Raw genomic sequence first — 20,666 nt, 5'->3', positions numbered from 1 at the left:
ATGAAGCTGGATGGGGGTCTATTTCATGAGCAGGCGGCTGATCGGGTCAAATACCGCATTGATCAAATGGGTCGGCCCGGGCAGCTCCGGGTATTTGATGAGCAGGCATGTTAAAGCGATGTTAAACGCCGATAGGATGAAAAAGGTTACTTTCTCGCGTTTGGGAAGCTTGAGCACAGCAGGCAGCTGGATGCAAGTAATCAATAGATAGGACACCAGGGCCATGTAAACGATTCTCCAAATCATGGCGGCGACTCCTGGCTGCTCTGCTCTGGCGGTTTCATGTTGGTCAATCCAGGGCGAAGTATGATCGCGTTGACTTTTACCGTGACGGGGATCGACGGGTATAGCTCGTCCCATTCCGACTTGGCGGTCTTCCATGGCTTAGGATAAGATCGATGAAAGGTGCCGGCGAAATCAAAGACGTCCGCCTTCATTTTCTGCTGAATGTTTTGCAGGGCGCTCTGTACTCTCAGCTTAATTGCTTCGTTCATTTTTTTCTCCACCATCGCAATTGCTTTAGGATCTGCTGCGAGATTGAGCGTCGTCGTGTTTTGCAGAACGTCGTCTACCGTATCTATCAGGACTTCCATGGTCCATTTCCCTTGCACATAATGCGGGATTAATTGTGTTTGACTCCGTAACAGAGTTAAGGAAATATTGCCTTCGTAGCCCTCCACCTCCACCGTCACGATGGCTTTCTTGATTTCATTGCGCAGCCATAGAATGCCTCTGGACACCGAATCATTCACTTCACCCACCAGCTTCCCATGCTTGAATACAGCGGAGCCCGATATAAATCCGATGGTTCGTTTACTGTCGCTCGTCGGACCGGGAGGAAGAAGTTCAACGACTGGAAGCACCTGTGCTCCGGCTTCCGAGGTCAGCATTTCGGCTAATTTTTTTAAGGTGACCTGCAGCTCGATTTGAGACTTGGCCAGCTCTCGAAGCGCCTCCGAAGTATTGCGCTCCAAGCTCGATTCATAGCTAAGCACGTCCCTAGCATCTTTTTTGGTTACGAAAAGGTACGCTCTTTCGCGGGGCTCTGAGGATCGCATTAAATAGTCGATGTCGTCTTGAATCCCGTCCTTCGCCATTTGTTCGCTGATTAAGAATACTTCGGAATGTCCCCAGAACAGCTTTCGGGATAATCGCTCCTGAAGCTTCGAGGTGGCATCGGCAATGTTGCTCCCTATGGCGGAGCGGACCAAGCTTTGTGCACCACCGGCCCCCCCGGCTTGTACCCCATCCATCTGGCCGCCTTCAGCCGTCTTCGGCAAAAAGAGCTGTACCGTAAGCTTCAGGTGGTGCTCATCCTCTTTGTCGACGGCTGCGCCGGTAATCAAGGCCAGATCGTTCACCTCGACCCGATCCCAGCAGCCGCTCAGCAAAACAAGGGCAGACAAAGCCGCGATCCCAATGAGCTGCCTTCCCAGACGTAGATAAGGCAATTTCATATTTTCCACGCCCTTCTGATGGTGCTTACCATGAGCAGGAGAGCGGGGAGGACGAATTGAAAGGTCAGAAGGTAGAAAGGAGCATATTTCGCAGCATGAAAGGCGATGTATTGGGAATTCGTGCCGGCCCAATGAGAGAACAACATCAGAAGGAACCCGATCGGCAAGATCAGAACGCGATAATCGTCCAATCGCAGCCATTGAGCCAGTCCAAGCACTACGATGTAGTATATTACAGCTAATTTGACAAAAAGTCCGATCACCCATATAGCCATCAATAGCGACTCCACATGCTCGAAAAAATCGGATAAACTGACGTTTCTAATGGCGATCAGTAGGGGATAACTCGTCCCCTCAAGAACGGTGGTCAGCACTAAGTAGCAGGCCAGGTTCACAATCATGGTCGTAAGCACAACAGCAATTAGGCTAATGCAGCTCCATTTCCATACGCCGCGGGATTCAGTTACAAAAGGGAAAATAAACGAAAACAGCATGACCTCGCTGAACCAGCCGGCAGGCCCCCACGCCCCAAGCAGTAAAGGATGGAAGCCGTCACCCAGAATGGGCCTAATCTGTTTGAAGTCCATATCCGGGATCATGACCACGATCATGAAGACAATAGTTATAGTCGCTATGGGGATCAAAGCTTGAGCGCTTCGGGCAATTAGTTCCACTCCTCCGTAAACGGCGAGAGCACATACAAACACAAGACTGGACACGGTAATAAGAGTTGGTGTAAGTGGCAGTACAGTACCTGCGATAAAATCCGCATATTGCCGCAGGGTCATGCCGCAGATCTGGATATAGATAAAAAGATACACTAGGCCTATCATTTTTCCCAAATAGGTTCCGAGAATGTCCTGAAAGTATTGGATGGGCGTTTTACCTGGAAACTGTTTATGCAGTTGATAAGCCACGATAAGGGCAAGGACACCCGGCAAACCGGCTAGCAGCGGACTAAGCCACAAATCCTGATGGGCGTACTTGGCGGTTAACGCCGGCATTGTCACCAAGGCTGTGGCCAGAATGGTCGGGTGGATGAGAATCGCCAGCTGAATCGGCGAAATTCGACCCTGCTCGATCATACGAATGTCTCCTTTCAGGCGGAAGTTTGCCCATTATCAGGCGGCTGTCGGTCTTCATTGTTCTCATTTGCAAAAACCGATCGTGTCGTCATGGCCCAGATCGGCGCGCGATAAAGTACATCCTTCAAGCCATCCTTCCGAGAAGGGGAAATCGGCGACATATAGGGTACTCCGAATGATTTCAGAGAACACAGATGAAGGGTGAGTACAATCACACCAAGAATGATGCCGAGCAATCCGAGAAATCCGGATAGCAGCATAATCGGGAACCTCAGCATCCGGATGGCAATCCCGAAGCTGTACTGAGGCAGCATGAAGGAAGCAATCCCTGTGATGGCGACGACCATAACCATCGGTGAAGAGGCCAGCCCAGCAGAGGTCGCAGCTTGTCCAATGACAAGCGCACCCACGATACTGACGGCGGCACCGACCTGCTTAGGCAGCCGGACGCCGGCTTCACGCAGCGCTTCGAACGAAATCTCCATTAGCAGCGCTTCAACGAGGGCTGGGAAGGGGATATTCTCTCTAGACTTCGCGATGCTAAGCAGCAATGAAGTCGGGATCATCTCCTGATGATACGTCAGGATGGCGATATAGGCGGACGGCAGGAGCAGAGCAATGGCTAGGAACAAATAGCGCAGCCAGCGAATAAAGGTGCTGATCATATACCGCTGGTAATAATCCTCCGGCGATTGAAACAAAGAAAAGAATGTCGTGGGCGCAATTAAAGCAAACGGCGTGCCTTCCACTAAAATCGCTGCATTCCCCTCCAGCAAGGAGGCGCTGACCACATCCGGCCGCTCGGTCGATTTTACTTGCGGAAATGGAGAATACGGCTGGTCCTCAAGCATCTCCTCGATATTACCGCTTTCTAGTACTCCGTCTATCCTAATCCGAGCGATTCGGCGCTGCACTTCCTCAATCAAGCTGGGCTTGGCCAATCCCTCAATATACGTCACGATGACGTGAGTGCGAGTATAGCTTCCAACCTCCATCGAGATCATTTTCAATGCAGGACTTTTGATTTTTCTTCGCAATAACGAGGTATTCACACCGATCGTCTCTGTAAATCCTTCTCTGGGACCACGAATGATCGATTCCGCTGCCGGCTCCTCGATCGAGCGTTTTTCCCATCGGCTCATCCCGAACGAGTATCCATATTCCAGTCGATCGATTAGAAGCACGGGGTGACCGTCCGATACATGCTCGATGACCCCTTGAACATGCTCGACATGATGAAGGCTGGAAACCGATAGCGAGGAGCTGATGTACTCATCAAGGATGGATTCGCCTTCAGGCGGACCTTTCATCAAGGGACCGAGCACATGCATGTCTAGAAGCTGAGTGTCGACCAGCCCGTCAATGTAAACAACAGCAGCAGCGGTCTGGTGGCCGATGGAAAAGCTGCGAAAGACCACGTCCGAGCAGTTGGCATACACTTGCTTCAACAACTCTAAATTATCGGTAAGCTGATGCGATAGAGGAAGGCTGTCCTTGCTCCGATTCGTAATAAATTCCATTCGAAAGCACTCCTGGGATGATGGCAATACATCCATTTTTGCCATTATGCGCAGATGGTAAACCATAGCAGGGAGCGCTTCAGCCTAGTTGGCGAAAATCATCCTATTGGTGAGGCAGCGTATGCCCAACATGCCCTTTGCCCGAGTGGTCAGCATTGCATCGCCCTCAGCACATGGATGCTGGACGTGCTTTTTCTATGTCATGCATTGAAAAAGCGGCTCTTATCGCATAAACTCTTTAGAAGAGTTTAATATGCTAGGAGCGACAGCTTATGAGTAAACAGACGCATTGGAAATCCAACCTCATCCTTCTTTTTGTTGCCTGTATTTGGGGCTTCGCGTTCGTGGCCCAGCGGGAGGGAATGACCTATACCGGTCCCTTCACCTTCAATGCGGTACGATTTGCCCTGGGCGCACTATCGTTAATTCCTCTGATTGTGGTGCTGGATCGAAAAGCCGCCGGACAAGCTGCAGCTACGGCTACGGCCACGGCCACGCACTCGCTGAAAACCGCCAATTCATTTAAAAAAGCAGCGCTTCCCGGCATTTGGGCCGGGCTGATTTTATTCAGCGGATCCTCTTTACAGCAGATCGGGCTCCTGTACACGACAGCCGGGAAAGCCGCGTTCGTTACAGGGCTTTACATCGTCATTGTGCCGTTTATAGGGCTGTTCTTGAAGCAGCGCCTGAACCTGAGCAGTGGCCTCGGTGCGATTCTAGCGGTTGTCGGGTTATTTTTTCTATGTGTAACCAATGATTTGACGCTGGGGAAGGGCGATTTGTTGGAGCTCATCGGGGCGTTATTCTGGTCGATTCATATTCTGATGATCGACAATTTCTCACGCAAGGTGGACGTGCTGAAGCTGAGCTTTGTGCAGATCGTGACCTGCTCGCTGCTAAGCTTCGGCGTGGCGCTGGTGACGGAACATATCGATTTGTCTGGACTATCGCAGGCATTGATTCCACTGCTCTATGGCGGGATCGGGTCCGTCGGCATCGCCTACACGCTACAAGTCGTAGGACAGAAAAATGCGCATCCGACGCAGGCGGCGATTATTTTCAGTCTGGAATCCGTCTTTGCAGCGATTGGCGGGTACTTCCTGCTGGACGAGCTGCTCGGCATGCGGGGGTTCGTCGGCTGCTTGCTCATGCTGCTCGGGATGCTGCTGCCGCAGTTTCCGCAGCTGTTTGCGGGGTTTGGCGCAGGACGGAAGACGGCCAAAGAAATTTAGTATTGACAACGTTTGGATATGGGTGGTAACATCCATATATGCAATAACCGAGTAATCGCATAGGAATAAATGATAATAACTTATGTCGACTGGTCAACCAGAGACACAACGTTGTGAACAACAACGCTGTGTCTTTTTTTATTTATTTTTTTAGGAGGGGATTACGCGATGTCCATCGCCAAAAGCGAACTCACCGTCATTCCGGTTAAGCAGGCTTCGAGTAAAAGGGTCCGTCCCAAGTCGAAGCTGTGGGGATACCTTTGGTTCCATCGGTACCTTTATCTAATGCTGGCGCCGGCTATGCTGTACTACTTAATCTTCCATTATATTCCGATGTATGGAGCGATCGTCGCTTTCAAAGAATTCAGCATCACCAAAGGCATCTTGGGAAGCGATTGGGCTGGCCTCAAGTACTTCCAATACTTATTCGCACAGGATAAGTTCTGGCAGGTGCTGCAAAACACGATCGTCATCAGCCTCTACAGGCTGACGTTCGGCTTCCCGGCGCCGATCATCGTCGCACTTTTACTAAACGAAGTTGTGTTCCTTCGCTTTAAGCGAGCTGTGCAGACGGTCATTTACTTGCCGCACTTCATTTCGTGGGTCATTCTCGGCGGGCTGATGATCAACCTGCTGTCGACGGACAGCGGTGTCGTGAACAATCTCATCAAGGCGTTCGGTGGTACTCCAGTCGGGTTCATGAGCGATGAATCATACTTCCGCAGTACCATGGTGTTCTCCATGATCTGGAAGGAATTCGGCTGGAACACGATCATCTACATGGCTGCGCTGGCCGGGATTAATCCGCAGCTTTATGAAGCGGCCGTAGTGGACGGTGCAAGCCGATGGCAGCGTCTGATCCATGTCACGCTCCCGTCGATTCGCGGGACCATCGTGCTGCTCTTGATCCTGCGGCTCGGCAGTGTCATGGAGGCCGGCTTCGAGCAAATCTTCGTGCTGTATCATCCCGGCGTATACCAGGTGGCGGACATTATCGACACGTATGTGTACCGTATCGGCTTGACTGAAGGGCGGTTCAGCTTAGCGGCAGCCGTGGGCTTATTCAAGTCGCTGATCAATTTTTCGCTGCTGGTGATCGCGAATCGGCTGGCACGAATGATGGGCGAGCAAGGGGTTTATTAATAGGACGCTGGAAGGAGGAGAGCTAGCATGAACATGAACCGTATCGGGGCCGCAGGTCGCTGGTTTGATTACATCAATTTTATCCTGCTTACGCTCTTGGCACTCATTACGGTGTATCCGTTCTGGGATACGCTCGTGGTATCTGTGATTCCGCTGAGCGAGTATTTGAGCACGACCGTTCATCTATTTCCAAGGAGCTTGACCTTTGATTCGTATACGTATTTGTTCTCCATGAAAGAGCTGTGGACATCGTACGGAGTTACGCTGTTTATCACGCTCGTCGGGACGATCATCAGCATGATCCTTACGGTGATGGCCGCATATGCGCTATCCAAGCCGAACCTGAAGGGACACCGGGTCATCCTGTTCCTCATCGTGTTTACGATGATGTTCAGCGGGGGAGTGATCCCGACCTATTTGATCGTGAAAAGCTTGGGGCTGATGAACAGCGTATGGGCCTTGATTATTCCCAGTGCGCTGAATACTTACAATTTGATCATTATGCGCAATTTCTTTTCTACCCTGCCGGAGGGCTTGGTTGATGCCGCAAGGATCGATGGCTGCAATGATTTGGTTGCGCTGGTCCGGATCGTCATCCCGCTTTCCATGCCTGCGATTGCGACCATCACGTTGTTTTATGCCGTTGCGCGGTGGAACGAGTTTTTTAACGCGATTTTCTTTATCAGCGACAAAAACCTATGGCCGCTTCAGCTGTTTCTGCGAAGCATGCTGTTCGAGAATGAGTCGTCCTACTCCGGCGGGGGGAACAGTTTATTTTTGCTCGGGCCGTCCATCAAGATGGCTACCGTCATGGTGGCGACGATCCCGGTCATGCTGGTGTACCCGTTTTTCCAAAAATATTTTGTGAATGGTGTCATGCTTGGCGGGGTTAAGGAATGAAAAAAGAGACAAATTTAGAGGACATTAGAGGAGGAACTCACACATGAATGGATGGAAAAGTAAGGCGAAGAAATGGTCAATCGGCTTGAACGCCGTTGTATTGCTCGTTGCAGCATCCGGCTGCTCCAATGCATCGACAAGCACAAGCACAGCGGGGAGTGGTTCGAGCACAAGCTCCAGCCCCAGCGAGCCTTATGAGCTGACGTATTTGACGACCGGGGACCAAGGGGCGAAGCCGCTGGTGGCGAACGACCGCATCATTGCGGAGATCAATAAACGCTTGAACATCAAGCTGAATGTCAAGATCGTCCCGGAGACCGCGTATGACAAAATCAATGTAGCGTTCGCGAGCGGCGATTTGCCGGATGTCGTAACGACGCAATACCCTTCGGAAACGGTGTCGCAATGGATCAAAGAGGGACTGATCGTCCCGCTCAATGATTACTTGAAGGACACTCCGGCGCTGAAAGGCAAGCTGGACAACGGACTGCAGTGGACGGCGGTGGATGGCAAATATTATGGCTACCCCTTCTTCAGCGGGCAGCAAAAGTCCAATTATACGGTCCAATTCCGCCAGGATTGGCTGGATAAGCTGGGGCTGCAGCCGCCGAAAACGCTGGATGAATTTTACTCTGCGCTCAAGGCGGTCGTAGAGAAGGATCCGGACGGTAACGGCAAAGCCGATACGTACGGGTATGTCACGAACAAGCCTAATGCAGGCGAACCGCTGACGGCGTTTGATTTTGTCTTTTATGCATATGGGCTGCCGGCAGGTGATTGGGCTCAAGATGACAAGGGCAATTTGATCCCTAAATTTGAGCATCCCGCCTTCAAAAAGGGGCTTGCCGACTTGCGCAAATGGTATGCGGAGAAGCTGATCGATCCGGAGTTTATCGTCTATGATCGGCCGCTGAAGGAGCAGAAGTTTTTTCAAAGCAAGGCGGGCTTCATGGATGGGCCGTTGTTCCGGCACGTGAGCCGTATCGAAGGCAGTCTGCAGCAGGTTATCCCAACCGGAAAGCTGGGCTATGCGCCTCCTCCTGCCGGACCGGATGGTAAGCAAGGCATGGCGACCAAAGGGAAGAATGCGTTATTTACCGCCGTCACCAAAAAAGCGAAAAATCCGCAAAAAGCGGCGCAATTCATTGATTTCTTATTGTCCAAAGAGGGTCGCGATCTGCTTCAGCTGGGGATCGGGGGCGTTCACTATACGAAGGAGGGCGATAAAATCAACTATAACGAGGCGGAGCGTGAAAAAGACGGCTTCGCGGCGAGCGGCTGGTCCCATCCGATAGCTTGGGGCAATGTCACCTGGCCGATTGACGAAAATTATTTGCCGCAAACGGAGCCTCGGATTGATCGGGCGCTCGATTCGGTGAAGGTGGCTTCCAAGTACATCATGCCGAATTTGGTCAATAAAAAGACCAATGCGGAGATCGAATACGGCAAAGCGGTTAATGAGGTGTACAACCAATACTTTGTCAACTTACTGAATGGCAAGCTGGATGTAGATAAAGGCATTGCCGAGCTGGGCCAAAAATGGCGTCAAGCCGGAGGCGACAAGATTTTGAAGGATATCAACGAAGAATTCAAGAAATCCAAGTCATGAGAGGGGCATGCGCCATGTCAGAAATTATCTATTCCGTAGAACGTCCGTTAGCTTTACCCGATCGAGGAATCAAAACCGGAGCAAGAGTCCTGCGCCGTTTGCCGGATGGTGTCGAACCGAAGCCGTACACGCTGTTTACCGTAAAGCCGCTGGGTCCGCTGATTGGCGCCGAAATCGAAGGGGTCGATCTCCGGGAGCCTGTTAGCCCTGAGCTTCATCAAGAGCTGAATCGGGCGCTGCTCGAATGGAAGGTCATTTTCTTCCGCAACCAGCAGATCACCAGCGAGCAGCAGCGAGCGTTTGCCCGGCTATGGGGCGAGCTGGAGTCCCATCCGTTCCTTCCCCGAGGGAACTCGGAGGAGGTGGTCCGCTTCGCGAAAAACGATCAGACCGTGGGCCGGGAGAACAGCTGGCATTCCGATGTAAGCTGGAGGCTCACCCCCGCACTGGGCGCTATATTGCGGCTGATTGAGGTGCCGGAATCCGGAGGAGGCGACACGCTCTGGGCCGACATGGCGGCAGCCTACGATAACCTGTCCGATGAGGTGAAGGAGCGAATCGAAGGCCTGACCGCCGTTCACGATTTCACCCACGCGTTTGGCGTGAAGCTTCCGCCTGACGAGCTGGCTGCGAGGCAGGAGGAGTTCCCGGCTGCTCTGCATCCCGTGGTACGGACACACCCGGAAACAGGCCGCAGGCTGCTCTACGTGAACCCCAACTTCACCACGCGCATCGTGGGTCTGGAGCCCGACGAAAGCGAGCGGCTGCTGCAGCTCTTGTTCCGCCAAGCGCACATTCCTGAATATCAAGTACGCTTCCGTTGGGAGCCGAATGCGATCGCTTTCTGGGACAATCGGGCGACACAGCACTATGCGGTATCGGACTATTATCCGGAACGCCGGATTGCGGAGCGTGTCGCCATTAGCGGGGATCGACCGTATTAAGGCTGCAAATGGATTGTAAAAATAGCGCATGCTGAGCTAGGGCAAAGTCAAGCCAAGCCCCTAAATCAGCATGCGTTTTTTTATCGTAGCATCATTAGGATCGCGAGTGGAGGAAAAGCAGCGGCGATCAGCATAATCATGGATCCCGCTGTTTTGTTGCCGTTTTTCCAAGTCTTTATAGCATATTTACATGTATCAAAGGTTAGATAGAGACTAATTAGGGTAGTTATCCATGTGGTCATCGTTTCACTCCTTCTGCTCAATACGATGTGGGCTCGTCTGTTTACCAAAGCTTTCGAGCGACACATCAAACTTAACGTTCACTGTTGCCTTAGCAAACTGGTTCTCCCAATCATATTTTTCAAATTCCTGCAAGGTCCAAAACTGTTTTCTCGCCTCCACATACCAAACAAAGGGTTCTGATTTAAATTCCCGCTGCGATTTAGCAATAATAGCTTGGGATTCTTTCTCCATATGCTCTTTTATACTGCTGACGAATTGACGCTGCTTCTCTAAATTCGTAGCATAATTAATTAAACTTGGAATCGACAGCAATTGCGTCTTGATTGGTACAGTGACATCAATCGTCGGTGGGTCTTTCTTTACGTTAATTTTGATGTCCGTGTTTCCTCGCTTCATTACTCGCAATGTAACACGAAAGTTCTTGTTCAGCGGATCAGGAAAAGAAGCGACATAGTCATGGTTTATCGCCTTTCGGCGAAGCAGCAGAGCATGACGGGTTTCCTCACCGGTGAGTTTACCGATCATTACGCCGTTTTTTAACACAGCTGATCCCATGATTTGGACAGGATCCCCGCCAACCTGCGAAATTTGACCGGCCAAATAATCATCTTCATCGATTTTGGGGGGACTGTTCTTTCGCTCCGTAGTTCCATAAATGGCAAGAAACAATTCCCCGTTCACCCGCGTCATGAAACGATTGAGGGTTGCGTACGGCACATGACCCGTATCCCGCCATCTTTGCTGCATAAAGGCATAATATTTGTGTGGGCGGGTCTCCAGCTTTGGTTTGTTATTATGAATAAAGTTAACGGCTTGCTCCGCTGATACGATGAAATTGGTTTCCCGCCGTAATTCAGGATCTCGTATGGAGGCAACGAGAGCATTTGATAAAAGCTGAGATCTTGCCAGCTTCTCCCCGATCACCAGCGTTCGCAAGTGCGCAAAGCTCAGCTTGCGGGTGACGACACTGTTAGCCAATTCTTTTGCTGACAAGATGTCGGGCGCAGTAAACGTAACCGTATCGCTTGGCGGTTCGTTAGGCGCACTGCTTTTATCCGTCGAACCAACCTGCGGGTTGGCGATTTGAAAGGTCACGTCGAGAAGATTTTTTTCTTTCGCCAAATCCAGACCTAATACGACGACATACGCCTGGTCTTCGAGCTCCATTTTGTCCCAACAACCACTAAGAAGCAAAGAAGTCAAGGCAAGGATAAGACCGAATTTAATTACTTTCATTACCGTGCCGCCCCTTCCAGCGGTCTAAGATCCACAACACAAACGGCAGCGACAGCAGGATAATCGAAGAGCTTTTAAGCAATATTTCCCGGAAGGCCGTCGTGACGATGATGTTTTCGGGGAGCAAGCCAAGCAGAAGCGCCAGACCGGAGAGGGGCAGCAGTAACGGCTCAAACTCGTCCAGCTTTACGGTTTTGGCAAACAATACTGCGGATAGGTACAACACGATTGAGAAATGGATCACCGTGCTGATAATCCAAAATCCAAAAAACAAGGCTTCGACATTGGTGATCATTTGTCCGATGGCTGCCGTTCTGGCCAATTGATGGAAAGGGTAGATCAAATGATTGACCGCAGGAAAATCGAACACAAATACATAGATGGCACAAAAAAAAGCAATTTGAATGCTGGTGAAGCTGATGCCGACCAGCGCCGTGAAGCGGAAAACGCTATGTGATTTGGTGTAGGTATAAAAGGCTGTCAACAGGATCATTTCCCCGAAAATCGAATTGTGCCACATGCTTTGCTTAAAGACCTGATCTAATCCAGGTCCAAGGATTGGGAACAGGTGCATCCAATCGCTGTCCTGCCAGACAAATACGACCAGTAGTATAATGATCACTTGGATATATGGGAGTATGATCCACGCCATTCTTCCTATCGTTTCGAAGCCGCGATTGGCCACGAAAAAACAAACCGCAATGAGGAATAGCTGCAAATAAAAGATGGGTGTTTTCGGATAATACATCGTATTGACGATATCGATATAGTTACGGGTGTTCAGGATGGTACCGGTCAGCATAATGAAAAATAAAGTAAGTCCTACCGCGAACCCGAAATATTTGCCCATCAGACGGTGAATGAGCTCAATGAGCCCCAGCGTCTCATGTTTTTTCAACAGTCCAAGCAGAAGCAATAAAGGGATCCCGATCAGGAGACCGGACAAAATCGGAAGCATCCAGGCTGCATTTTTACCATAGGTAAACAAGAGATCGGGAGTCGTATCCGTAAATTTGATACCAACCGTAAACAGGACGATCGAGAGGAACTCTCTCTTGCCTAATTTTCCATCCGAGGGCTTGATCATTTGCGTGCATTCCCCTCCGGTTTATTCCCCCGCACCTTATCCAACGGCTCCTGATTTGTCGGACGAAGCCACATTTTCCACACCGGCGATCGATAGATCATATCATTGGATGACCGGTTAAAAGGCGCAAGCGGTGAAAGAAACGGTACGCCGAACGATTTGAGCGAGACCATATAAGCCAGCAAAGCGGATAAAAATAAAGCGATACCGAAAAAGCCTAAAAGAGAAGAAATAAACAGCACCAAGAACCGTAATATTCGCACTCCAAAGTTGAAATTGATTTCTGCAATTGCGAAGGATGACAGCCCGGTCAGTGCCACAATAATAACTAAAATCGGGCTGATGATGTTGGCGTCCACCGCTGCCTGTCCAAGGATTAAGGCCCCCACAATGCCGATCGTAGGTCCCATCATCGTCGGGATTCGGATTCCGGCTTCCCTAATCAATTCGAACGCTACCTCCATAATCAATACCTCCACCAAGGCTGGAAAAGGAACGCGTTCTCTGGTTGCGCCGATGGCGAGGAGCAAATCCGTTTGAATCATTTCTTCATGAAACGTACTGACCGCAACATAAAGTGAGGGAAGAAGAAGAGCGATAAAAATGGCTAACAAACGGACGATTCGTATAAAGTTGCCATAGGCCCAGCGGGTATAGATATCCTCGGCCGTTTGAAACAATGCCCAGAACGTTACGGGGACAACCAGCGCGTATGGAGAATTCTCCATCAGAATCGCGACATGTCCTTCCAGAATAAAAGAGCAGGCGCGATCCGGCCGCTCTGTCATAATGGTGGTTGGAATAACTGAATAGGGTCTTTCCTCAATATGCTGCGCCAGGATGGAAAGGGTTTGTACCGAGCTTTTTCCAATTTGCGCAACCCGCTTCTTGACTTTGTCGATAAGGTCCGGGCCAGCGACATCTTTTAGATAAACGATGGAGATCTGATTTTTGGCCCGTTCATCAATCAGGATCGTTTCAAACATGAGATTGACGTCTTTAATGTGCTTTCGGATCAAGGACCGATTCGTAAAAGCGGATTCGACAAACGATTCCTTCGGGCCGATGAGCACGTTCTCCGTTTTTGGAGACGAGATGGCACGCTTCTCAAAGCCCTGCGTATAAATGCTTAAGGCATCGGACAGTCCCTCGAACAAAATCAGTGTGTTCCCATTTAACAGGTCATTTAAGCAAGCTTGAATATCTAGGATCTGATAGCCGTCTGATGTCGTTAATGTACCCTTAAGAAGACTTTTGGTTATGTCCTCATCGGAGGTTAGAATAAGAGAAGGATCCAGCAGCGGGTCGATGATATGCTTCTGAATCTTTTGGGTATCGACGGCGCCTTCGATGTACAAAATGACCGCTTCCAGCTCCAAGACGGGAATAAACAGCTCTCTGATCTTTAGCGAGTTGTTCGCGGGATACGAGAAGGCTTCTTTAAAAAATCCGACGTTGCTCTCTAAATGGTCTCCCAGTCTTTGCTGGACTGGGATACCCGATGGCTGCTTGCTTGCCGCCGATTGACGCAATAATTTATCCAAATAAGACATGATACAATCTGCTCCAATAATCGGGTTGTATGGATATTTTGTCCAACAATGGTTCGTTCATTCATCATGACCTTGGAAAAACACAATACCATTTCAACCTTATTTCGATAAAATAAAGGGGATAGGCTGTTGATCAGAGGTGCGAAACGGATCGTTCAAGGAGGTTTTGAAATTGGTTCAAAAAAGTGTCCCGCGAGTTTTTATTCTTGACCCTGCAAGGCTGTACGAAGTAAGAGAACGGATACGTGAAGGAGACAAAGAGCTTCTCCCCGCCTGGCATAAGCTGAAGCAGGAAGCCGCCGAGTCCTTATCCGCCGGTCCGTTCACCGTTGTAGATAAACCCGTAACACCCCCGAGCGGAGACAAGCACGATTATATGAGCATCGCTCCGTATTGGTGGCCGAATCCCGACACGCCAAGCGGATTGCCTTATATCCGTAAAGATGGGGAAGAGAATCCGGAACGGAGCAAGCTCGATCGTTCTTCCTTGGCCAAGCTAAGCGCACATACGGATACTTTGGCATTAGCTTACTATTTCTCGGATGAAGAAGCATTCGCATTAAAGGCTGCTGAGCTTTTAAGAGCTTGGTTTATCGATGAGCCGACCCGAATGAATCCCCATCTCCATTACGGGCAAAGCATCAGAGGAATCTGCGACGGCCGGGGCATCGGCATCATCGAAACAAGGGATTTTCTTAAGGTGGTGAATGCCATCGGATTGCTGCAAGGCTCTTCCTCGTGGGCGAATACCGATCAGTCCCAGATGCAAGCCTGGTTCAAGCAATACCTCCATTGGCTGCTGGACAGCGAGCGCGGAAGGGATGAGGCGAGTCAGGCGAATAACCACGGCACGCATTATGACGTTCAAGTCGCCGTGTTCAGCTTATTCGTCGGTCAGGAGGACGTGGCGAAGGAAATCCTTTCGAGCAGAGTACTTCAAAGGATCACAGATCAGATTGAACCGGACGGGCGTCAACCGCTGGAGCTGGCGAGAACGAAAGCATTGAGCTATTCCTCCATGAATCTCGACGGCTGGTTTGACCTGGCGGCGATCGCTGAAGTGTTCGGGATCGATCTTTTGCAGTATACAACCGCCGACGGGCGGGGACTCCGCATGGCTTTGGACTACTTAGTCCCATACTTTTCGGATCCTGAATCGTGGCCCTATGAGCAGATTCATCTCTTTTCAAGCGATCAGGCTATGAAATTGCTTAGGAGAGGCGCAAACGCCTTTAAAAACGCGGAATATGAGCAAGCGATCTCACGATTGTCCGGCCTTAAGCTAACCGAAAGCAGAATTCAATTACTGTACCCCCGACATCGACATACCTAAATCGTAAGGTAGAATAGCAAAAAAACCGCATTTTCACTGTAGTGAAGTGCGGTTTATTTTCAAATGGCCGTAATCAAGTTACGTCCTTTATGCTTCGATTGATACAATCCGTCGTCCGCCGCTTGGTACAGCTCGGTAAACGGCAACCCGCCGGATGGCATGGTACTGACGCCGATGCTTACGGTGCAGTACAGCTCCGCCCCCGAATATTCATTCACGATGACCGATTGCGCAACGCGCAGCCGGATCGCCTCCGCTAAGTGTAACGCCTCGATTAACTCGATGTCAGGCAGCGAAACGGCAAACTCCTCGCCACCCATCCTGCCGACCGTTCCCGAATCACCAACCGTGTCCCGAATGATCGCCGCCACCTGGGTTAAGGCCCGATCTCCGGTCTGGTGGCCATGCAGATCGTTAATGGATTTGAAATAATCGATATCAATCAGGATGAACGATAGCAGGGTATGCTTCAGCATTAACGTGCCGGTTGTTTCGACCATGTACTGCCGGTTGTACACTTGGGTTAAGCCATCCACGGTGGCCTGTCGTACAAGCTCGGTCTCGTAGGCTACTTGATCGCTGATATCCGTAAAAATCAGCAGCGTCCCCGTCCGCAGGCTTCGGCTCTTAATCGGAAGCAAGCTGACCGAAAAGTAATGCGGCGGCGCATCGAGTCGGAACTCGTTCTCTGTGGTGTTTTCCACATGCAGCAGCAATTCCGGTTGAGCCTCGAAGATCGATGGAAGGTGCTGCCCCAGAAGCTTTCGCGCATGGGTGGTACAACCCAGCTTCGCAAAGCTCTGAACGGCAGAGGGGTTCAAGTCCAAGATGACATGATTCGGGTCCAAGACCACGACCCCTTCCTTCATATGCTCAATGATTTTGTCCTTCACGATCGGACGCACTCGAAGCAGCTTATATTGGAAAATCGCCACGCACAGGATCAGTCCGCCTGGTACGGAGGCTACGGATACATTGATATCGATATCCATGATATTGGCCAGCAGGAAGCAAATATACGGAATCACGCAGCTTAAGATGATAAGCCAATATTGACTGCGGTTGTAGCGGGAGACGAATTGCAGACGATACAGTAGAAAAACGACGGAAAACATGAAGAGAACCCGATCGTAGGCCAAGAAGAGCAGGCTTAGGGTGGTGGACTGCACCTGAACTCGGGATGCATTGCCGAACGATTCAATCGAGATGTGACTCCGCATGAGATGGTGGTAGGAATCGGTAAAGATCAGCAGCAGGTAAACAGCAATCGGGAGGCTGAACCAGAATAGCCGGGCTCGAAGCTTTTTTTGATCCAAGCCTGTCAATTCCATCACCATGCCGCAAAATAGGGGGGCGCTGGCAAACAACGGAATTTGCTCGAGGTTGCGCCAGATGAGCTTGGCAGGAAGCGATGCCGAGACAAGCTCGCCGACGCTTTCCAGCGCTAAAATTGCACTAAGCGAGATATAACAGATAAAATAGAGAGCACCGGGTGCTTTACGATATGGGAGAGCATACAGCGCTAAGGCCATAAAGACGAAGAAGCTGAATAAGGTGGAAAACGGGAACTCCGTATGTAGCAGCATGTTGATTACCTCGTAACTCCTAAGAATGTTTTATCATTATAGCAAATATTAAATATTCGGAGTAGTATGATCCTTGATTAAGCGTATCAGGTTAGATAATGATGAAGAGAGAAGGAATGGGGAAAGTGTCTACTAAGGAAACGGGTAATTCGGCCTTCTGGTTCATTATTTTAGCCATTTTTTTCGGGAATTTTATGTCCATCCTCAGCTCGACCACGATCAATGTAGCGTTTCCACTCTTCTTGAACTATTTTCATGCGGAGCTGGGCGAGGTGCAGTGGGTGATTACCGGATTTTTGCTAGCGACGGGTGTAGTTGCTCCGGTGGTCGGCTATTTTGGCGATCGCTTCAGCTATAAACGGCTGTACATCAGCGCGTTGTCCGGCTTTACCTTATTCTCGCTGCTTTGTACTGTCGCTTGGAGCATTCATTCGCTAATCTTGTTCCGCACACTGCAGGGTGCTTTCAGCGGGTTAATCATCCCGACAACCATGACCATGATCTACCAATTTGTTGAAAAAGACCGGCAGCCGTTCGCGATGAGCCTGTGGAGCTTATCCTCGATGCTCGCTCCGGCGTTCGGCCCGACCCTTGGCGGCTGGCTCACGGAATATTGGGGCTGGCACTCGCTATTCCTGCTGAACGTGCCCATCGGACTTATCGCGATCGCCGTTGCGTTCAAATGCCTGCCCTACCAGAAGCCGGCCTCATCCAAAACGTTTGATCTCCCCGGATTTATCACCGTGCTGCTCAGCAGCTTCTTGATTATCCTGTCGTTCAGTGAAGGCAACGGCTGGGGCTGGACCTCCTGGAAAACACTGACCTGTTTGGTGGTCGGGGCCATGACGCTGGTGTATTTCATTCGCCGGGAGCTCCGCTTGAAGCAACCGCTGCTCAACCTGAGCGTGTTTCAAACGAGCCGCTTTACCTACAGCTTGATTATTAACTGCATCATCACGGCATCGCTGTACTCGGGTACATTTTTGATCCCTGTGTTTTTGCAGGATATTCAGCAATCCACTCCACTTACTACCGCTTTGGTGCTGCTGCCCGGTTCGCTGGTGATGGCTTGCTGTTCCCCGATTGTCGGGAAGCTGTACAACCGCACGGGGCCTTTCTGGCTCATCATGTGCGGCATTGGGCTCTTGCTTGTATCGAACTGGGAGCTGAGCCACATCCAATTGCAGGCTTCGAAAGTATACGTGGCCGCCTGGATGACGATCCGTTACGTAGGGATTGCACTGGCCTTCATGCCGGTCATGAACGCAGGGATGTCAGCCATCCCCAAAGAGAAGTCGGGCCATGCTTCGTCGGTGACGAATTGGATACGGCAGGCGACCGGGGCGTTGTCCATCGGGGTGTTCAGCTCGCTGCTCGCCGCCCGATCCTTGACCCATCAGAAGGAGCTGAGCCATGGGGCGGCGGCTGTTACGGAGCTCATTCGAGCACAAGGGATGGCGATGGGCGTACAGGATGTGTTTTTGGTCGCAACGGTGATTTGTTTATTCGCCATTCCTTTGACTTTCATTTTGAGAGAACGACGGATGGACTCCTCGAAAGCGCTGGAATCGAGAAGTTAAAATAACGTTGTTAGTAGTCAAAATCGAGTCATATGTTCCTCTAAAGAAATGGTTATAATGGTTCATAAACTTACTTTAGCAGAGATGGGGATACCAATGATCAACCGCAAGCTGCCAACGATCTGGTACGGAGGAGACTACAATCCGGATCAATGGCCGGAAGCAATTTGGCATGAGGATATGGCTTTGTTTCAGAAGGCCGGTATTAACATTGTAACGCTGCCGGTGTTTAGCTGGGCCAAGCTGCAGCCGTCGGAGGACGTGTATTCGTTCGAATGGCTGGACAAGCTTCTGGATTTAATCGAACAAAATGGGATTTATGCCTGCTTAGCCACGTCCACAGCTGCCCAGCCGGCCTGGATGTCGCGCAAGTATCCCGAGGTGCTGCCGGTCGATATCGACGGACGGAAGCGATCGCATGGCTCACGCGTGAATTTTTGCCCAAACAGTGAGACGTACCGCTATTATTCGACCCGATTGGCTGAAAAGCTGGCCGAGCGTTACGGCAGCCATCCGGCACTGCTCATTTGGCATATCGGCAACGAATACGGGCCTCATTGCTATTGCGATCAATGTGCTTCGGCGTTCCGGGTCTGGCTGCAGAAGAAGTACCAAACCATCGAAGAAGTGAACAAGCAGTGGAACATGAGCTTCTGGGGTCATACGGTGTACGACTGGGAGGAGATCGTGCCGCCTACGAATTTGAATGGAGACAACCGCTGCTTCCAAAGCATGACGCTGGACTACAAGCGCTTCATGTCCGATTCGATCCTCGCGTGCTATCAAGGGGAATATGACGCGGTCAAGCGGATTACCCCGGAGCTTCCGGTCACCACCAATATTTGGGGACTGTTCAACGGGCTTGATCTGCACACGTGGGGGAAGCACATGGATGTGGTTTCGTGGGACAGCTATCCGCAAATGAACGAGCCGATGTGCAATGTCGCGATGCGTCACGATTATATGCGCGGGCTCAAGGACGGCCAGCCCTTCATGCTGATGGAGCAAACGCCGAGCCAGCAAAACTGGCAGCCGTACAACAGTCTGAAGCGTCCGGGTGTGATGCGGCTGTGGAGCTATCAGGCCGTGGCTCGCGGGGCGGATACGGTCATGTTTTTCCAGCTTCGGAGATCCTTCGGGGCGTGCGAGAAGTATCACGGGGCGGTGATCGAGCATGTGGGTCATGAGGAGACGCGCGTCTTCCGCGAATGCGCCCAGCTGGGTGCGGAGCTGAAGGAGCTCGGCGATACGCTGCTGGATTCCCGGCTCGAGTCGAAGGTGGCGCTGTTGTTTGATATCGATACGTGGAACGCGATCGAAATTACGAGCGGTCCTAACGTGGATTTGAACTACGCCTCCCAGGCGCAAAAATATTATAAAGCGTTCTACGATATGAACGTCGGCGTAGACGTCATCAGTCCGCTGAGTGACCTGTCAGGGTACCAGCTGGTTGTCGCGCCAGTGTTCTACATGCTGAAGCCGGGTGTAGCCGAGCGCGTCAAGTCCTTCGTGGAGCAAGGAGGTACGTTCGTAACCACGTTCTTCAGCGGCATTGTCAATGAAAACGACCTGGTGACATTAGGCGGATATCCGGGTGAGCTTCGCGGGCTGCTAGGCATCTGGGTGGAGGAAATCGACAGCCTGCCTCCGGAGCTGAAAAACCGCATCATCGTAGAGACTCCGTTCGGGCACGTTACGGGTGAATATGCTTGCGGCATGCTGTGCGACCTGCTGCATTTGGAGGGGGCGACCTCGCTCGCGGTGTATGGCGACGACTTCTACGCGGGAATGCCGGTGTTGACGGAGAACGCCTACGGCAAAGGGAAGGCGTATTATGTTGCTACGGATGCGGACGAGCGCTTCATCTCGGATTTATGCGCGTCCCTGTGCGATCAGCTTGGACTTGCAGCTCCGCTTCGCGCCGACAGCGGCATTGAGCTGACCCAGCGGCATAAGGACGGAAAAACCTTTACGTTCGTGCTTAATCACAATAAACAGCAAGCTAGCGTTCATCTGAACAAGCGCGCTTATCGCGATCTGCTCAGCCGAAGCGAATACGCTCCGGAATCGGCAGTAACGTTGGCAGCGTACGGGGTTATGATATTAGAAGAAGTGTAAGTGAACAAAAGTGCAAAAAAACGAGCGGCATTCGAGAAGT

At 51.0% G+C, this 20,666-nt stretch carries 16 protein-coding genes; 8 read left to right on the top strand and 8 right to left on the bottom strand.

Translation table 11 applies throughout. The annotated features are described in order from the left end of the window. Window positions 1-18 precede the first annotated feature (18 nt). The 4 genes from FPZ49_RS21785 to FPZ49_RS21770 are packed head-to-tail and all read right to left on the bottom strand — an operon-like array spanning window position 19 to window position 4,062. Window positions 19-246 carry a hypothetical protein gene (locus FPZ49_RS21785; protein WP_144850910.1) on the bottom strand — a complete coding sequence of 76 codons (228 nt, stop codon included), beginning with the start codon at window positions 244-246 and terminating at the stop codon, window positions 19-21. Further along, on the bottom strand, window positions 243-1,457 hold the full coding sequence (locus FPZ49_RS21780; protein ID WP_144850907.1) for a Ger(x)C family spore germination protein: 1,215 nt from the start codon (window positions 1,455-1,457) through the stop codon (window positions 243-245). Before FPZ49_RS21780 ends, FPZ49_RS21785 begins: the two co-directional genes overlap by 4 nt. After that, window positions 1,454-2,542, bottom strand: a complete 1,089-nt coding sequence (locus FPZ49_RS21775; RefSeq protein WP_144850905.1) for a GerAB/ArcD/ProY family transporter — start codon at window positions 2,540-2,542, stop codon at window positions 1,454-1,456. The genes FPZ49_RS21780 and FPZ49_RS21775 overlap by 4 nt, the downstream gene beginning before the upstream one ends. Window positions 2,543-2,556: 14 nt before the next feature. After that, complete coding sequence (locus FPZ49_RS21770) at window positions 2,557-4,062, bottom strand: spore germination protein (RefSeq protein WP_261381532.1); 1,506 nt, start codon at window positions 4,060-4,062, stop codon at window positions 2,557-2,559. A gap of 272 nt (window positions 4,063-4,334) precedes the next feature. Between FPZ49_RS21770 and FPZ49_RS21765 the strand changes: the two genes are divergently transcribed. From FPZ49_RS21765 to FPZ49_RS21745, 5 genes are all read left to right on the top strand, one after another. Continuing rightward, entirely contained in the window at window positions 4,335-5,294 is a 960-nt protein-coding gene (locus FPZ49_RS21765) for a DMT family transporter (RefSeq protein ID WP_144850903.1), read from the top strand. 168 nt (window positions 5,295-5,462) lie between these two features. Further along, entirely contained in the window at window positions 5,463-6,437 is a 975-nt protein-coding gene (locus FPZ49_RS21760; protein ID WP_144850901.1) for an ABC transporter permease, read from the top strand. 27 nt (window positions 6,438-6,464) lie between these two features. After that, complete coding sequence (locus tag FPZ49_RS21755; protein ID WP_261381531.1) at window positions 6,465-7,337, top strand: carbohydrate ABC transporter permease; 873 nt, start codon at window positions 6,465-6,467, stop codon at window positions 7,335-7,337. A gap of 43 nt (window positions 7,338-7,380) precedes the next feature. Further along, on the top strand, window positions 7,381-8,946 hold the full coding sequence (locus FPZ49_RS21750) for an extracellular solute-binding protein (protein ID WP_144850899.1): 1,566 nt from the start codon (window positions 7,381-7,383) through the stop codon (window positions 8,944-8,946). 14 nt (window positions 8,947-8,960) lie between these two features. Further along, window positions 8,961-9,890, top strand: coding sequence for a TauD/TfdA dioxygenase family protein (locus FPZ49_RS21745; protein WP_144850897.1), 930 nt, complete (start codon window positions 8,961-8,963; stop codon window positions 9,888-9,890). Window positions 9,891-10,136: 246 nt separating this feature from the next. On the opposite strand, the gene FPZ49_RS21740 is transcribed toward FPZ49_RS21745, so the two are convergent. From FPZ49_RS21740 to FPZ49_RS21730, 3 genes are read right to left on the bottom strand one after another with little or no spacing between them, the layout of a single operon-like run. Next, on the bottom strand, window positions 10,137-11,369 hold the full coding sequence (locus tag FPZ49_RS21740; protein ID WP_144850896.1) for a Ger(x)C family spore germination protein: 1,233 nt from the start codon (window positions 11,367-11,369) through the stop codon (window positions 10,137-10,139). Further along, window positions 11,356-12,456, bottom strand: a complete 1,101-nt coding sequence (locus tag FPZ49_RS21735; RefSeq protein ID WP_144850894.1) for a GerAB/ArcD/ProY family transporter — start codon at window positions 12,454-12,456, stop codon at window positions 11,356-11,358. The genes FPZ49_RS21740 and FPZ49_RS21735 overlap by 14 nt, the downstream gene beginning before the upstream one ends. Next, window positions 12,453-14,009 carry a spore germination protein gene (locus FPZ49_RS21730; RefSeq protein WP_144850891.1) on the bottom strand — a complete coding sequence of 519 codons (1,557 nt, stop codon included), beginning with the start codon at window positions 14,007-14,009 and terminating at the stop codon, window positions 12,453-12,455. Before FPZ49_RS21730 ends, FPZ49_RS21735 begins: the two co-directional genes overlap by 4 nt. A gap of 172 nt (window positions 14,010-14,181) precedes the next feature. Between FPZ49_RS21730 and FPZ49_RS21725 the strand changes: the two genes are divergently transcribed. Continuing rightward, window positions 14,182-15,342, top strand: coding sequence for an alginate lyase family protein (locus FPZ49_RS21725; RefSeq protein WP_186445985.1), 1,161 nt, complete (start codon window positions 14,182-14,184; stop codon window positions 15,340-15,342). A 59-nt stretch (window positions 15,343-15,401) separates the two neighbouring features. Here FPZ49_RS21725 and FPZ49_RS21720 read toward each other — a convergent pair whose 3' ends face one another. Next, a complete protein-coding gene (locus FPZ49_RS21720) occupies window positions 15,402-16,928 on the bottom strand; it encodes a histidine kinase N-terminal 7TM domain-containing diguanylate cyclase (protein WP_144850887.1) in 1,527 nt (508 codons plus the stop codon). Between the two features lie 125 nt (window positions 16,929-17,053). On the opposite strand from FPZ49_RS21720, the gene FPZ49_RS21715 reads away from it, so the two are divergent. After that, a complete protein-coding gene (locus FPZ49_RS21715; RefSeq protein ID WP_261381530.1) occupies window positions 17,054-18,508 on the top strand; it encodes an MDR family MFS transporter in 1,455 nt (484 codons plus the stop codon). Between the two features lie 96 nt (window positions 18,509-18,604). Further along, on the top strand, window positions 18,605-20,626 hold the full coding sequence (locus FPZ49_RS21710) for a beta-galactosidase (RefSeq protein WP_144850883.1): 2,022 nt from the start codon (window positions 18,605-18,607) through the stop codon (window positions 20,624-20,626). Window positions 20,627-20,666 lie beyond the last annotated feature (40 nt).

It is taken from the genome of Paenibacillus cremeus (assembly GCF_007786445.1).
Classification (GTDB): Bacteria; Bacillota; Bacilli; order Paenibacillales; family NBRC-103111; genus Paenibacillus_G; species Paenibacillus_G cremeus.
Note: the sequence above shows the minus strand (reverse complement) of the source record. Positions and strands in the feature narration are given on the sequence as shown.